Origin of the sequence: Streptomyces sp. NPDC059874 (assembly GCF_042731135.1) — a bacterium.
GTDB lineage: Bacteria > Actinomycetota > Actinomycetes > Streptomycetales > Streptomycetaceae > Streptomyces.
In genome coordinates this window covers 10,055-23,720 of record NZ_JBHWJY010000015.1, presented here as the reverse complement: position 1 = coordinate 23,720, position 13,666 = coordinate 10,055, and the positions used below count along the sequence as shown (strand labels likewise).

The 13,666-nt window shown below is 73.4% G+C and carries 10 protein-coding genes and 1 pseudogene; 6 read left to right on the top strand and 5 right to left on the bottom strand.

What is annotated here, in order from left to right; translation table 11 throughout:
* The first annotated feature begins 23 nt into the window (after positions 1 to 23).
* From ACFV9H_RS11535 to ACFV9H_RS11525, 3 genes are read left to right on the top strand one after another with little or no spacing between them, the layout of a single operon-like run.
* Positions 24 to 770 (top strand): GNAT family N-acetyltransferase, encoded by a 747-nt coding sequence (locus tag ACFV9H_RS11535; RefSeq protein WP_385396484.1) that lies wholly within the window; start codon positions 24 to 26, stop codon positions 768 to 770.
* A 51-nt stretch (positions 771 to 821) separates the two neighbouring features.
* Positions 822 to 3,140, top strand: coding sequence for an Rv1355c family protein (locus tag ACFV9H_RS11530; protein ID WP_385396482.1), 2,319 nt, complete (start codon positions 822 to 824; stop codon positions 3,138 to 3,140).
* Positions 3,137 to 3,943 (top strand): N-formylglutamate amidohydrolase, encoded by an 807-nt coding sequence (locus ACFV9H_RS11525; RefSeq protein WP_385396480.1) that lies wholly within the window; start codon positions 3,137 to 3,139, stop codon positions 3,941 to 3,943. Before ACFV9H_RS11530 ends, ACFV9H_RS11525 begins: the two co-directional genes overlap by 4 nt.
* Here ACFV9H_RS11525 and ACFV9H_RS11520 read toward each other — a convergent pair.
* Positions 3,940 to 4,740, bottom strand: a complete 801-nt coding sequence (locus ACFV9H_RS11520) for a VOC family protein (protein ID WP_385396478.1) — start codon at positions 4,738 to 4,740, stop codon at positions 3,940 to 3,942. The two genes, ACFV9H_RS11525 and ACFV9H_RS11520, sit on opposite strands and share 4 nt — an antisense overlap.
* Before the next feature lie 195 nt (positions 4,741 to 4,935).
* Between ACFV9H_RS11520 and ACFV9H_RS11515 the strand changes: the two genes are divergently transcribed.
* The 3 genes and pseudogenes from ACFV9H_RS11515 to ACFV9H_RS11505 form a co-directional block, all read left to right on the top strand.
* Positions 4,936 to 6,462 (top strand): SDR family oxidoreductase, encoded by a 1,527-nt coding sequence (locus ACFV9H_RS11515; RefSeq protein ID WP_385396476.1) that lies wholly within the window; start codon positions 4,936 to 4,938, stop codon positions 6,460 to 6,462.
* 96 nt (positions 6,463 to 6,558) lie between these two features.
* Positions 6,559 to 7,986, top strand: coding sequence for a cryptochrome/photolyase family protein (locus ACFV9H_RS11510; RefSeq protein WP_385396474.1), 1,428 nt, complete (start codon positions 6,559 to 6,561; stop codon positions 7,984 to 7,986).
* A 90-nt stretch (positions 7,987 to 8,076) separates the two neighbouring features.
* Positions 8,077 to 8,700: pseudogene (locus tag ACFV9H_RS11505) on the top strand (RNA polymerase sigma factor); the annotation flags it as partial.
* Here the strand turns inward: ACFV9H_RS11505 and ACFV9H_RS11500 are convergent.
* The 4 genes from ACFV9H_RS11500 to ACFV9H_RS11485 form a co-directional block, all read right to left on the bottom strand.
* Positions 8,695 to 9,645 carry a MerR family transcriptional regulator gene (locus ACFV9H_RS11500; RefSeq protein ID WP_385396472.1) on the bottom strand — a complete coding sequence of 317 codons (951 nt, stop codon included), beginning with the start codon at positions 9,643 to 9,645 and terminating at the stop codon, positions 8,695 to 8,697. The pseudogene ACFV9H_RS11505 and the gene ACFV9H_RS11500 overlap by 6 nt on opposite strands.
* Positions 9,646 to 9,714: 69 nt before the next feature.
* Positions 9,715 to 10,506, bottom strand: a complete 792-nt coding sequence (locus ACFV9H_RS11495) for a TIGR01458 family HAD-type hydrolase (RefSeq protein ID WP_385396470.1) — start codon at positions 10,504 to 10,506, stop codon at positions 9,715 to 9,717.
* 202 nt (positions 10,507 to 10,708) lie between these two features.
* A complete protein-coding gene (gene abc-f / locus ACFV9H_RS11490) occupies positions 10,709 to 12,400 on the bottom strand; it encodes a ribosomal protection-like ABC-F family protein (protein WP_385396468.1) in 1,692 nt (563 codons plus the stop codon).
* A 196-nt stretch (positions 12,401 to 12,596) separates the two neighbouring features.
* Positions 12,597 to 13,523, bottom strand: a complete 927-nt coding sequence (locus tag ACFV9H_RS11485) for a formylglycine-generating enzyme family protein (protein ID WP_385396466.1) — start codon at positions 13,521 to 13,523, stop codon at positions 12,597 to 12,599.
* Positions 13,524 to 13,666: the final 143 nt, after the last annotated feature.

Genomic DNA, 13,666 nt, shown 5'->3' with positions numbered 1-13,666 from the left:
ACCCACACCCTCAAGGCACCCGCATGCACCTCGAACTGTTCGACATCGACTTCGACGACCCGCTCTACCAGGACTTCCTCGCCGAGCAGGAGAGGGCGTACGCCCGGCTCGGCCACGAGACGATGGTGAGGTTCGGCAAGGGCGACCCGCGCGTCGGCGCCGATGCGCTCAGCTGCGTGGCAGCCGTCGACGACGACGGCCGGCTCGTGGGCGGGGTGCGCATCCACCACGGTGTCAAAGGGGAGTTGCCCTCGGAGATCCACCTCCGCAGTCCGGAAGTCTCCTCCGCCGTCGCCGCGGCGCGCGCCCGGGGAGAGGTGGTGGCGGAACTCTCCGGCGCCTGGGTGGCGCCGCAGTGGAAGGGACGCCACCTCGTCACCGTACTGGTGGTCGCCGGTGTCGCCGCCGCCGAAACCCTGGGCGCCACGGCGCTCCTCGGCAGCTGCTCGGCCCCGCTGACGGGGACGTACGAACGCTGCGGATATCGCTGGCGGTGGGAACACCCCCTGGTCGACGCCCCGTTGCCCGGTGTCACCTCGTACTACTCCATCGACCGCATCGAGGCGTTCCACCATCGGGAAGCGCGGCTGACTCGGGCGCTGCACGCGCTGGGCCAAGGGCTGAGGAGCACGCGCGAGCGCGTACCCGAGCAGGTGTTGCGCGTCTGTGCCGACCAACTCGGACTGCGGCTGTTCGAGCCGTCGCAGCCGTCGCAGCCGTCGCTTCCGTCGCAGCGGTCAATGCCGTCGACGTCCTCGCCGGAAGCCTGACCCCCTCCGTCCGCCCCCTGTCCCCCGACCACGACCTGCCGAAGGTGCACGATGAGTCTGGAAGCGCACATCAACTCCCTCGTCCGGCGGACGGCCGACGACACGAGCCCCTGGCGTCCGCGGCTGTTCTCCGCGAGCGACCCCGGGCAGCGGGCGGAGCTGACCGGGATGCTGACCCGCGGCGAGGCGAGGGCGGTGGGGGACACCCTGACCGAACAGGTCGCGGAGCTGCTCGGCACCCGCCGCCCCGCCTGGCGTCCGAGCGAAGACGAACTCGCGGAGGCCGTGGCGGAACACCTCGGCGGTCGGCCGCCCCTGGAGTACGGGACCTGGGTCTGGTACCCGTGGTCGCGCCGGCTCGCCCACGTCCTGCCCGAGCCGGAGTACCGCGAGCTGCGCCAGTCCCGCAACCAGTACAAGATCACGGCGGCGGAACAGGCCGAGCTCACCGGCAGGACGATCGCCGTGGCCGGCCTCTCCGTGGGCGCCGCCAGCGCGTTCACCCTCGCCCAGGAAGGGGTCGGCAGCCGCTTCCGGATCGCGGACTTCGACCGGCTCTCCCTCTCGAACCTGAACCGCCTGCGCGCCTCGGTCACCGACATAGGCCTGCCCAAAGTGGTCATCGCCGCCCGTCAGATGTACGAGATCGACCCCTACCTCGACATAACGATCTGGCCCGAAGGCCTGACCGAGGACAACGTCGACGCGTTCCTCACCGGCGACGGCCGCGCCGATCTGTTCATCGAGGAGTGCGACGACCTCTACATCAAGGTCTTCGCCCGCGAACGCGCCCGGGCGCACGGGATCGTCGTGCTGATGGAGACCAATGAGCGCGGCATGCTGGACGTGGAACGCTTCGACCTCGAACCGGACCGGCCCCTGCTGCACGGTCTGATCGACGGGGTGGCGGCCGCCGACCTCAAGGGTCTTCCGGTCCGCGACAAGGTGCCCCACGTGATGCGGATCCTGGGCCCGGAGAACCTCTCGGCACGCATGGCCCCCTCGCTGATGGAGATCGGGCACACCCTCTCCTCCTGGCCCCAGCTCGCCTCGGGGGTGGCGTTGGGCGCCGCCGTGCTCACCGATACCGCCCGGCGCGTCCTGCTCGGGCAGTTCACCGCCTCGGGACGCTTCTTCGTCGACCCGGCGGAGCTCATACGCGACGGGGCGCAGGCCCGGATCCAGGCCCACCCGGCGCCCTCCGCGGCGCCCGAGAAGCCGACCGGCACGGTACGGAGCCCCGCGCTCCCCCTGCCCGGCCCCGGGGAGGCCCTCGGCGAGGAGGGCATCCGGCGCCTCGTGGCGTACGGAATCCAGGCCCCCTCCGGAGGGAACGTCCAGCCCTGGACGTTTCGCGCACGCGGCCCGGTGCTGCACTGCCGCACCGACGACACCCGGCCCACGACCCTGCTCGACTTCCGGGAGGCCGCGACCCACCTGGCGATCGGAGCGGCCGTGGAGAACATCGACCTCGCGGCCCGGGCCGCGGGCTGGGCCTGCCACGTGCGCCCCTTTCCCGACCCGGTCGATCCCGGACTCGTCTGCGAACTCACCTTCTCCAGGGCCCCGCACACCACGCGGCCCGCGCTCGTCGACTGGATCGACCGGCGTGCCACCAACCGTCGGCTCGGCCCCGCCCGTCCCCTGGACGAGGCCCACCGGCAGGCCCTGACGCGCTGCGCGGCCGACAGCGGCGCACGCCTGCACCTGGTCACCGACCGCGCGGACCTGGAGGAGACGGGGCGCGTCCTGGGCGCCGCCGACCGGCTGCGCATGCTGTCCCCGCGCCTGCACCGCGAAATGATGAGCGAGCTGCGCTGGACCCCCGAGGAAGTGCGGTCGACCCGGGACGGCATCGACATCGCCACGCTCGAAGCGGACGCCACCGACCTGGCCGGCCTGTCCCTCGCCCGGCACCAGCCCCACCTGGCCTTCGTCCGGGACATGGGCGGCGGCCGGGCCTTCGAGGAAGGCGCGCGCAGCAGCGTCGCGGGATCCTCGGCGATCGGCTGCCTGACCATCGCCGGAACCGGCTCCCGCGCCTCCTTCGACGGAGGCAGGGCCCTCCAACGGCTCTGGCTCACCGCCACGTCCCTGGGCCTCGGATTCCAGCCCGTCACCGTACTGCTGTACCTCTTGGCCCGCGTCGAGCGCGGCGACGGCGCCGGCCTCGACGCCACGGAAACCGCGACGCTGCACGCCCTGCGCAAGCGCCTGTCCGCCATCGTCCCGCAGCGCCCGGACGAGACCGAACTGCTCCTGTTCCGCCTCTCCTACGCGCCCCCGCCCACCGCCCGGGCCCTGCGCCGGGGTGTCGAGACCGTACTCGGCTTCGACGCACGGCCCGCCTCACCGAGGAACCACACATGAATCACTCGCCCGAGTCCTTCCGGCTCCTTCCCGGCGCCGCCACGTCGCCGGTGATCCTGCACGTGCCGCACTCCTCGCGCGTCGTACCGGAGTCGGTCCGCGGCGGCATGGTGCTGGACGACCAGGCGCTCGCGCGGGAGCTGGACCACATCACGGACTCCCACACCGCCGACATCGCCGCGGCGGCCGCGGCCGGGTCGTCCGTCACGCCGTGGCAGTTCGTCAACGGGCTGTCCCGGCTCGTGATCGACCCCGAGCGGTTCCCCGACGAGCGCGAGGAGATGCGGGCCGTCGGCATGGGAGCGGTGTACACGCGCACGACCCACCGCGAGCGCCTGCGCCCGGACGACTTCGACGATCGGCCGCTGATCGACCGCTACTTCCACCCGTACGCGGACGCGATGACGCGGGCCGTGGAGGACCGGTTGGAGGCCGTCGGACGAGCCGTGATCATCGACGTCCACTCGTACCCGACGGAGCCGCTCCCGTACGAACTGCACGGTGACGGCCACCGGCCGCCGATCTGCCTGGGCACGGACCCCTTCCACACCCCGGCCGGGCTCCTCGCCGCGGCCGAGAAGGCGTTCGCGGGCTTCGGCGGCACGGGGCTGGACAGCCCCTTCGCCGGCACGTACGTACCGCTGAAGCACTACGGCAAGGACGAGCGGGTGAGTGCGCTGATGATCGAGATCCGCCGGGACGTCTACATGTCCGAGCCGGGCGGCCCCGCCGGCCCCGGCCTCGTCGCCCTGGCGGCCGCTCTGGCGGAACTCGCGGGCGGCCCGCTCCGGTCACAGCACTAGGCGGTCGGGGTCGGGGTGAGCAGCACGAAGTCGGCGTTCGACGGGTCGAGGCAGACGGCCAGCCGGCCGACGCCCTCGGCGTCCTCCGGCCCCATCTGCACGCTGCCGCCGTTCTCGGTGACCTTGGCGACCGCGGCGTCACAGTCCGGGACGTTGAAGACCGGGTGCCAGTACGCCCGTCCGTTCGCCAGGGCGAGGTTCTCCTTCGGGAGCTCCATCAGGCCGCCGTGCATGCGCTCCTCGGGAAGGCCGGCGGGGGTGATGAGCGAGTACGTGCCTCCGCCGCCCGGCAGCCCCATGTCACTGAACCGCCAGCCGAAGACACCGCCGTAGAACTCCTTCGCGGCGGAGGCGTCGCTCGTGTACAGCTCCGTCCAGGACAGCGAGCCCGGTTCGTCCACCAGGTCGACGCCCTTGTTCGTGCCGGGCTGCCAGACCGCGAACTGGCCCCCCAGCGGGTCGCTGTACTGCGCCATCCGGCCCCACTCGTCGAGATCCCTCGGCTCCACCCGCACCGTGCCGCCGCCGCTCTCGACGGCCCGGGTCGTGGCGTCCGCGTCGGTCACGCTGTAGTAGATCATCCAGGCCGAGCGCGCGCCCTCCTCGGTGAGCTTGCCGAGCCCGGCGACGATCTTGCCGTCCTTGCGGAACATGCCGCCTTCCATGTCCTCCCCCTCGCCCATGGACTCGTACTCCCACCCCAGGACGGCGCCGTAGAAGGCCGCGGCGGCGGGTACGTCGGGAGCGCCGAGGTCCAGCCAGCAGGGGGAGCCGGGGGCGAAGTCAGTGGTGATCATGACGATGGCCTTTCACGGTCGAGTACGACCCAGCCTGGCACCGGAGACCCACCCTCGCCCGTCGACCGCATCCAAGGAGGCCGGGAAGGGGGAAGACTCAGGACGTAGGCCTGCACGAGGCAGGGCGATGTCCGATCGGATGTCCGATCGCATCCGATTCCATGTCCTTCCGGTCGGGAAGGGGAGTGACTGTGCATGGCGACGCGTGAACAGACCTCATCCACGGGCGAGCGGTGCCTGGTCACCGGCCCCGGTGGCTACATCGGCGGCCGGCTCGTGCCCGAACTGCTCGACGCCGGGTACACCGTCCGCTGCCTGGCCCGCACGCCCGCCCATCTCCGCGACCACCCGTGGGCGGACCGCGTAGACGTGGTCCGGGGCGACGTCACCGACGCCGGCAGCCTGCGGTCCGCCCTGCGGGACGTACAGGTGGCGTACTACCTGGTCCACTCCATGAGTTCCGTGCGGGACTTCGAGGAGACCGACCGCCGCGCCGCCCGCACCTTCGCCACGGAGGCCCGCCGGGCCGGGGTCCGGCGGATCGTGTACCTCGGGGGTCTCACCCCGGCGGGCATCCCGGACGAGGACCTCTCCCCGCACCTGCGCTCCCGGGCCGAGGTCGGCAGGATCCTGCTCGAATCAGGGGTACCCACGACCGTGCTGCGGGCCGCCGTCGTGGTCGGCTCCGGCTCCGCCTCCTTCGAGATGCTCCGGTACCTCACCGAACGCCTCCCCGTCATGGTGACCCCGAGCTGGGTCAGCACCCGCGTTCAGCCCATCGCCGTACGAGACGTCCTGCGCTACCTCGTGGGCAGCGCCCGCATGCCCGAGGGGGTCAACCGGACCTTCGACATCGGGGGGCCGGACATCCTCACGTACCGGCAGATGATGGAGCGCTACGCAGCGGTCGCCCGTCTGCCCCGCAGGCTGATCCTGCCCGTCCCCATGCTCACCCCACGCCTGTCCAGCCAGTGGATCGGACTGGTCACACCGGTACCCGCAGCCCTCGCGCGACCCCTCGCGGAGTCCCTGCGGTACGAGGTCGTGTGCACCGAACACGACATCGCCGACCACGTCCCCGACCCGCCGGGGGCGCCCGTGCCCTTCGACCGGGCCCTGGCCCTCGCCCTGCAGCGCGTGCGCGACGCCCAGGTCGTCACGCGCTGGTCCTCGGCGACGCTGCCGGGAGCGCCGAGTGACCCGCTGCCCACCGACCCCGACTGGGCGGGCGGCAGCCTGTACGCCGACGAACGAGAACGGGACGTCGCCGCGGGACCCGAGGCCCTGTGGCGGATCATCGAGGGGATCGGCGGCGAGAACGGCTGGTACTCCTTCCCCCTCGCGTGGGCCCTGCGTGGCTGGCTCGACCGGATCGTCGGCGGGGCGGGGCTGCGCCGCGGGCGCCGTGACGCCGGCCGGCTGCGGGTCGGCGACGCCCTGGACTTCTGGCGCGTGGAGGAGATCGAGCGGGGGAGCATGCTCCGGCTCCGGGCGGAGATGCGCCTGCCCGGCAAGGCCTGGCTGGAGATGTACGCGGAGCGGGACGGGGACGGCCGCTCCCGGTACCGGCAGCGCGCCCTGTTCCACCCCCGGGGGCTTGCCGGACAGCTCTACTGGTGGAGCGTCGCGCCCTTCCACGCGGTCGTGTTCGGCGGCATGGCCCGCAGGATCGCGCGGACCGCGGAGGAATCCGCCGTCGCGGAGCGGCCGCCGCATCCGTGAGCGCCCCGCGCGGAGAAGGAGAACCGCAGAGCACGTGCAGCAGTCCACCGGGCGCAGTCGCCCCCGCCCCGGTGCTCGATCGCCAGGAGTGGTGCCATGAACGTCTCGGTCGTCCTCTTCACCGCGGACCTCCGCCTCCACGACCACCAGCCCCTGCGAGCCGCGCTGGAATCGGCGCCCGAGGTGGTCCCCCTCTTCGTCCGGGACCCCGCCGTGGACCGGGCCGGGTTCTCCGCGCCCAACCGGCTGGCCTTTCTCGCCGACTGCCTGACCGACCTGGACGCCGGGCTGCGTGAACGGGGCGGCCGGCTCGTCGTACGGCACGGCGACCCCGTGGCCGAGGTGTGCGCCGTGGCCCGGGAGGCCGACGCGGACGAGGTGCACATGGCCGCGGGGTGCAGTGGCTTCGCGCGCGAGAGGGAGAGGCGGCTGCGCCACGCCCTGGAGTCCGACGGCCGCCGCCTGTACGTCCACGACGGAGTCGTCACCGTACTGCCCGCAGGCGAGGTCACTCCCGGCGCGTCGGACCACTTCGCCCTGTTCACCCCGTACTACCGGCGGTGGTCGGCCGAGCCGCCGCGCTCCCCGGTCGCGGCCCCCGGGTCGGTTCCGGTGCCCCAGGGCGTACGCTCCGACGAGCTGCCCTCGCGGGCCGCGGTCGCCGCAGTGTCCGAGGGGTTGGCCCTCGGCGGGGAGCGCGAGGGGCGCCGGCTGCTCACGGCCTGGATGTCCCGGCACGTCGACGCGTACCGGGAACGGCACGATGACCTCGCCGGTGACGTGACCTCCCGTCTCTCGCCCCACCTGCACTTCGGCACGGTCTCCGCGACGGAGGTGGTGCACCGCGCGCGGTCCCGGGGCGGGGCGGGAGCAGAGGCGTTCGTACGACAGGTGTGCTGGCGGGACTTCCACCACCAGCTGCTCAGCGCCCGGCCGGACACCGCCACGAAGGACTACCGTCCGCGGGACGATCGGTGGCGGCACGGGAAGCAGGCGGAGGCCGACCTGCGTGCCTGGAAGGAAGGCCGGACCGGGTACCCCGTGGTGGACGCCGCCATGCGACAACTCGCACACGAGGGCTGGATGCACAATCGGGGGCGGCTGCTCGCGGCCTCCTTCCTGACCAAGACCATCTACCTCGACTGGAGGGACGGGGCCCGCCACTTCCTCGACCTCCTCGTCGACGGCGATGTCGCCAACAACCAGCTGAACTGGCAGTGGGTCGCGGGCACGGGCACGGACACCCGGCCCAACCGGGTCCTCAACCCCGTGCTCCAGGGGAAGAAGTACGACCCGATCGGCGCCTACGTCCGCCGGTGGCTCCCGGAACTCGCCGATCTGGAACCCCCGTTGATCCACGAGCCGTGGAAGCTCTCCGCGGCGGACAGGTCCTCCCGCGGGTACCCCGACCCGATCGTGACGCTCGCCGACGGCCTGGCACGCTTCCGCCGAGCCCGAGGCCAGGACCAGGCCGTCCAGGGCACGTCACAGACGGGGAAACGACGCACAACCGATGCGTGTTGAGGCGCGGCTTCCGGTCGCCGGATGCTGAGGAGGCCGGAAGCGCCTGGCTCCCGGTGGTGGCCCGTACACCGGGCGGGAGGAGGAGCGGTGATGATCACAGCGGCCCCGGCACGCCGCGTCGACCCCCTCGCGCCCGACGATCTGCCCGGCCCGCGATCCGACGGGCCGACGGACGGGCCGACGGACGAGGAGATCGGTGCCGGGCTCGCCCGCGGCGACGAACACTGCCTCGCCCTGGCCTACCGGCGCTGGGGCGGCCTCGTGCACACGCTCGCCGGCCGTACGATCGGGGACCCCCACGAGGCGGAGGACGTCACGCAGCAGGTGTTCATCGCCGCCTGGCGCGGTCGCCGCGGGTACCGCCCCGAGCGGGGACCCGTCCCCGCCTGGCTGGTCGGCATCGCGCGCCGCAAGATCGCCGACGCGCTCTCCGCCCGCACCCGCAGGACCGCACTCGTCGCCGCGGCGGGAGCCGAGCTGCCGCCGCGCACCGAGGCGGTCGACGGACCCGACCGCGTACTCGACCGGATCGTCGTCACCGGCGAACTCGCTCGTCTGCCCCGCGTCCAGCGTGACGTCCTGACGCTCGCGTTCTTCGGGGACCTGACGCAGGAGCAGATCGCGCGGCGCACCGGAATGCCGCTCGGCACCGTCAAGAGCCATGCCCGCCGTGGCATGCGGCGGCTCCGCCGCCGGCCGGCCCCGGACTCAGCGGCCCAGGACGTCGAGGGCTTCGCGCAGGCTGCCGGGCCGGAGCATTCCCGGTGCGATGGCCCGCCCGGCCCAACCGGGGCCGGCGAGCAGCACCAGGGGGTGGGTCCGGGCGCCCCGAACCCCGAACGAGATGTCCGCGACGTGCCGGGCCAGGGCGTGACCGGCGGTGGAGCGCGCCTGGGACCAGAGGACGACGGCCGCGGGGCCCAGGCGCCGTACCGCCGAGTCCAGCGCCTCGGCCGGGACCGCCGCTCCGAACATGCGGGTCGGCAGCCCCCGTTCGGCCAGTCCGGCGGCCAGCGCCTCGATGGCGAGAGTGTGCTGCTCGGCGGGGACGCAGGCCAGCAGGACCGGGGCCGAGTCCGCCCCGCGCGGACGGGCGGGGCCCGCCAACCTGCGCAAGGCGGTGGAGATGTGCCAGGACAGCAGGTGCTCCACCTCGACGTACCGGTCGCCCGAGGACTCCCACTTGCGGCCGACGGCGTGGAGCGCCGGCGCCATGACCTCTTCCCAGGAGGTGACGAGCCCGTGCGCGGCCATGAGGTCGCGCAGCAGCGTGTCCATGGCGGGGCCGTCGAGGCGCACCGCCGCCCGGGCCAGCCCCCGGAACGCCTGACGGATCTCGGCGCGCGGCATCCCGTCGCCGGAACCCGGGGCGCCGGCGGGTGTGGGCGCGGGCCCGTCGACGGCCACCGGCCCGGGCTGCTGCCCCGCTCCCGCCCGGGCGACCCGGGCGGCCTCGGCCGGCGGCACCCCGGACGCGGTGAGCCGGCACATCGCCTCCAGCATCGCGACGTCCGCCGGGGACCAGCGCCGGTGCCGCCCGTCCTCACGCGCCGCCGGGCCGATGCCGTACCGCTGGTCCCACGACCGCAGCGTGGTCGGGGAGACCCCCAGCCGTCGGGCCACGGCCCCCGTCGTGATGCCGGTCGACACGTCGGTCATGTGGTCAACGATACGACGCACGAGCGATGCGAGCCGGAACCGTCCGGCCGGCTGCCGTGGCCGAGCGGGTCAAGGCGATGCGGGCGGGGTGATCAGCAGGTCCGGCAGGTCGGCGAAGGAGTCGAGGACGTGGTCGGGGGTTCCGGAGGCGGCGTGGTGCGTGTCGGGGAGGTACTTGCCCGTCCGCACCAGGACGCCGACGATGCCGGACCGCTGGGCCGCCAGCACGTCCGCCTCGATGTCGTCGCCGACCATCAGCGCTTCGGAGGCGTCGACACCCAGGTGGGCGAGGGCGCTCTCGAAGAACGCGGGCGCCGGCTTGCCCGTCACCTCCGCCTTCGTGCGGGCGGCCTTCTCGAGACCTTCGATGTACGCGCCGGTGTCCAGATCGAGGCCGCCCTCGGTACGCCAGTACAGGTTGCGGTGCATGGCCACCAACCGGGCCCCGCGCCGCAGTTGGTGAAACACGCGATTGAGGGCCTCGTAGGTGAACTCGGGGCCCGCGCCGCCGAGCACGACCACGTCCGCGTCCCCGTCGTCGACGAGGGTGATTCCCGACAGGTCGTCCCGTACGTCGCCGCTGCCCAACAGGAGGCAGCGGGCGCCCGGACAGTGCTCGCGCAGGTACGCCGCCGTGGCGGCCGGGGCGCTCAGGACGTCTTCGACGCCGACGGGGAAGCCGACGTCGGCAAGGCGCGCGGCGATGGCGGCGCGCGTGCGGGAGGTGTTGTTGGTGACCAGCGCGAGACGGAGGCCGGCGGCGCGCGCCCGCTCCATGGCGGCGACCGTTCCGGGCAGGGGCTTCCAGGAGACGGTGAGGACGCCGTCGATGTCGATCAGGACCGCTCGGATTCGCTCCATGGAGCCGACGGTAGCCCAATCCCGGCGGGCGCCGCCTCGACCTAGTGCTGTGACCGGAAAGGTTTGCCGGGGCGCGGTGTTCGGTGCGGTGCATCGCAAGGCGGAGGGCCGCGGCTCGTACTGGACGTACTTGCGCGGTCCGACAACGCGGCGAGGTGCCGTGCCGAGCGCCGTGACCCGGTGAACCTTTCCGGTCACAGCACTAGACGTGCCGGACGGAGCCCGCCACCGGGGAGCCCGCGTAGAGCTCCAGGCCGGGGCCGGTGAAGGTGGAGCGGAAGCGGCGGTCGTGGGAGACCGCGACCACGGCGCCACTGAAGGCCGCCAGGGCCTCCTCCAACTCCTCGACCAAGGCCGGGGAGACGTGGTTGGTCGGCTCGTCCAGTACGAGCAGTCCGGCGGGTCGCGTCACGAGCCGGGCCAGTTCCAGCCGGCGGCGCTGGCCGACCGAGAGCGCGGCCACGGGCACGCGCAGGTCCTCCGCGCGGAACAGGCCGAGGCCGAGGAGCTGATCGGCGTACTCCTCCGGATCGCCGGGGCGTCCGGCCGCGAAGCCGTGCAGCAGCGGGTGTCGGCCCGGATCGAAGGTGACCTCCTGCGGGAGGTAGCCGACCGATGTCCCGCACCGTACGGTGCCCTGGTCCGGGGTGACGTCACCGGCGAGCACCCGCAGCAGCGTGGACTTGCCGGCGCCGTTTGGGCCCGAGACCAGCAGCCGCGCGCCCGGCCCGATCGCCAGTTCCGGTACGTTCAGCCGGCCGTCGACCCGGACCGCGGCGAGTTCCGCCACGTACGGGGTGTCCTCCGGCAGGGCGTCGCCGTCCTCGTCGATCCGCGCGGTGAACCGCAGCGGCTCCGGCGGCGCCGCGACGGGCTCCCGCAGCAGCTGGTCCATGTGCCGTCGGGCCGCCCGGACCTGCCCGGACAGCTTGGCCTCGTGTGAGCGCCGGTGCTTGCCGAAGCCCTCGTGCGGGTCTTTGCCGGCGGTGGCCAGCCGGTGCCCGGCGGCGTCGACGAGTCGCCGCGTACGGGCGAGTTCGTCGAGGTACTCCTGGTGGCGCTGCTCGCCACGCCGGCGGGCCGCGGCCCGGGCGGCCCGGTAGCCCGCCCAGCCGTCTCCGTACCGCGTGACGGTCAAAAGATCGCGGTCGACCTCCAGCACGGTCGTGGCCACGGCCTCCACGAAAGCGCGGTCGTGCGTGATCACGACGAGCGTGCCCCGGTGTGCGCGAAGTCGCTCCGCCAGCCACTCCACGGCCGGTTCGTCGAGGTGGTTGGTCGGTTCGTCCAACAGCAGCAGCTCCGGGGACGCGCCGAGTACGCAGGCGAGGGCGAGCCGGGACTGCTCGCCGCCGGACAGCGAGCCGAGGGTCCGCTCGCGGCCGATGTGCCCGATGCCGAGTCCGTGCAGGGCCGCGTCGGTGCGGGCGTCGGCCGTGTAGCCGTCGCGGGCCTCGTACGCGGTGAGCAGGTCACCGTACGCGTCGAGCTGGGCGGGTCGGACGGGCTCGGCGTCCGCGAGCGCGGCTTCGGCGGCCCGGATGTCGGACTCCAGCGTGCGCAGCTCGTGCAGGGCGGAGTCGACGGCGTCCCGCACGGTGCGGTCCGGCCCGAGACCGAGGGTCTGCGCGAGGTGACCGATGCCGCCGGGGAAGCTGCGGGTGATCCGGCCGTGGTCGGGTGCCTCGACACCGGCGATCAGCCGCATGAGGGTCGACTTGCCGGCGCCGTTCTCGCCGATGACCGCGGCCCGCTCGCCGGGGCGCAGGCTGAAGGAGACCTGGTCGAGCACGACGCGGTCGCCGTAGGCCTTGGACACATCGGTGAGAGCGAGCTGGGAGACCGGTGCGGTGAAGCCTGCGGTGGTGGGAGTCGTGGGACGGGTGGGCTGCATGGGGAATCCTCTGAGAGCGTGGCACCTGCTTCCTGGCGAAGGGCAGCGTGAACCGGCTGCGTGGTGGCCGTGGCCGGATCACGCGGCAGGGGTCAGAGGAACAGGCAGTGCACGCACATGGGACCAGCGTACTGCGGACCGAACCGTCTCGTCTTGCGGATTTCACCTCGCCGCGGAGGCGTGGGCTCTGTTGCCGTCACCGGTGCGCGGCATCACGTCCGGGGACGGCATGGTCCGCGGCCACGCGGAAGCCGATGTTGCCGGTGGAGCTGTCGGGCGTGTTGGAGCTGCGGGCCGCGACGCGGTAGCGGTTGCAGTACGAGTCGTGGCAGAGGTAGGAGCCGCCGCGCATCACGCGGCCGGCGCCCGGCGCGAACCGGTCGGCGCACCATTCCCACACGTTGCCGACCGCGTTGTAGAGGCCGAAGCCGTTGGGACGGAAGGACTTGGCCGGCGCCGTGCCCTCGTAGCCGTCCTCCGCGGTGTTCAGGGTGGGGAAGTCACCCCGCCAGATGTTGCACATGTGCCGGCCGCCGGGCGCGAGATCGTCGCCCCACGGGTAGCGCCGCTGTTCGAGGCCGCCGCGGGCCGCGTACTCCCATTCGGCCTCGGTGGGCAGGCGGGTACCGGACCAGGCGCAGTACGCCTGGGCGTCGTTCCAGGAGACGTGGACCACGGGGTGGCTCTGGCGCGCGGTGACGGACGAGCCGGCTCCCTCCGGGTGGCGCCAGCTCGCACCGGGGACGGCCCGCCACCAGGGGACGGCCGCGACGGGCCGGGACACGGCGGCGACGTCGTCCGCCAGGAAGCCGCCGAAGACGAAGGAGAAGCCGAAGTGTTCGGCTTCGGTGACGTGACCGGTGGCTTTGACGAAGGTGGCGAACTGGGCGTTGGTCACCGTCGTCGGGGCGATGCGGAACGGGTCGACGGCGACCTCGCGCACCGGCCCTTCGCCGTCGGCCGGGAAGCCGTCCGGGTCGTCGGTCCCCATGAGGAAGCGCCCGCCCGGCAGGTCGATCAGGCGCCGGACGGCCCGCCGGCCGGCTTCGGCGGGTGGCCGCGGCGCCGGGGTGAGCGCGATGGTGGTGGCGTCACCGTGTCCGGGGGTGCAGCAGGAAAGCATGACGGCTCCGTCGGTGTGGGGTGGGGCGGGGCGGGGGGGCCCCCGGGGGGGGCGCCGGGGCCCCCCGGGGGGGGGCCCCCGGGGCCCCCCGCGACGGCCCGCCATCCGCCGCCCTCGTACGCCGCCGTGTCGTTGCCGTCCGT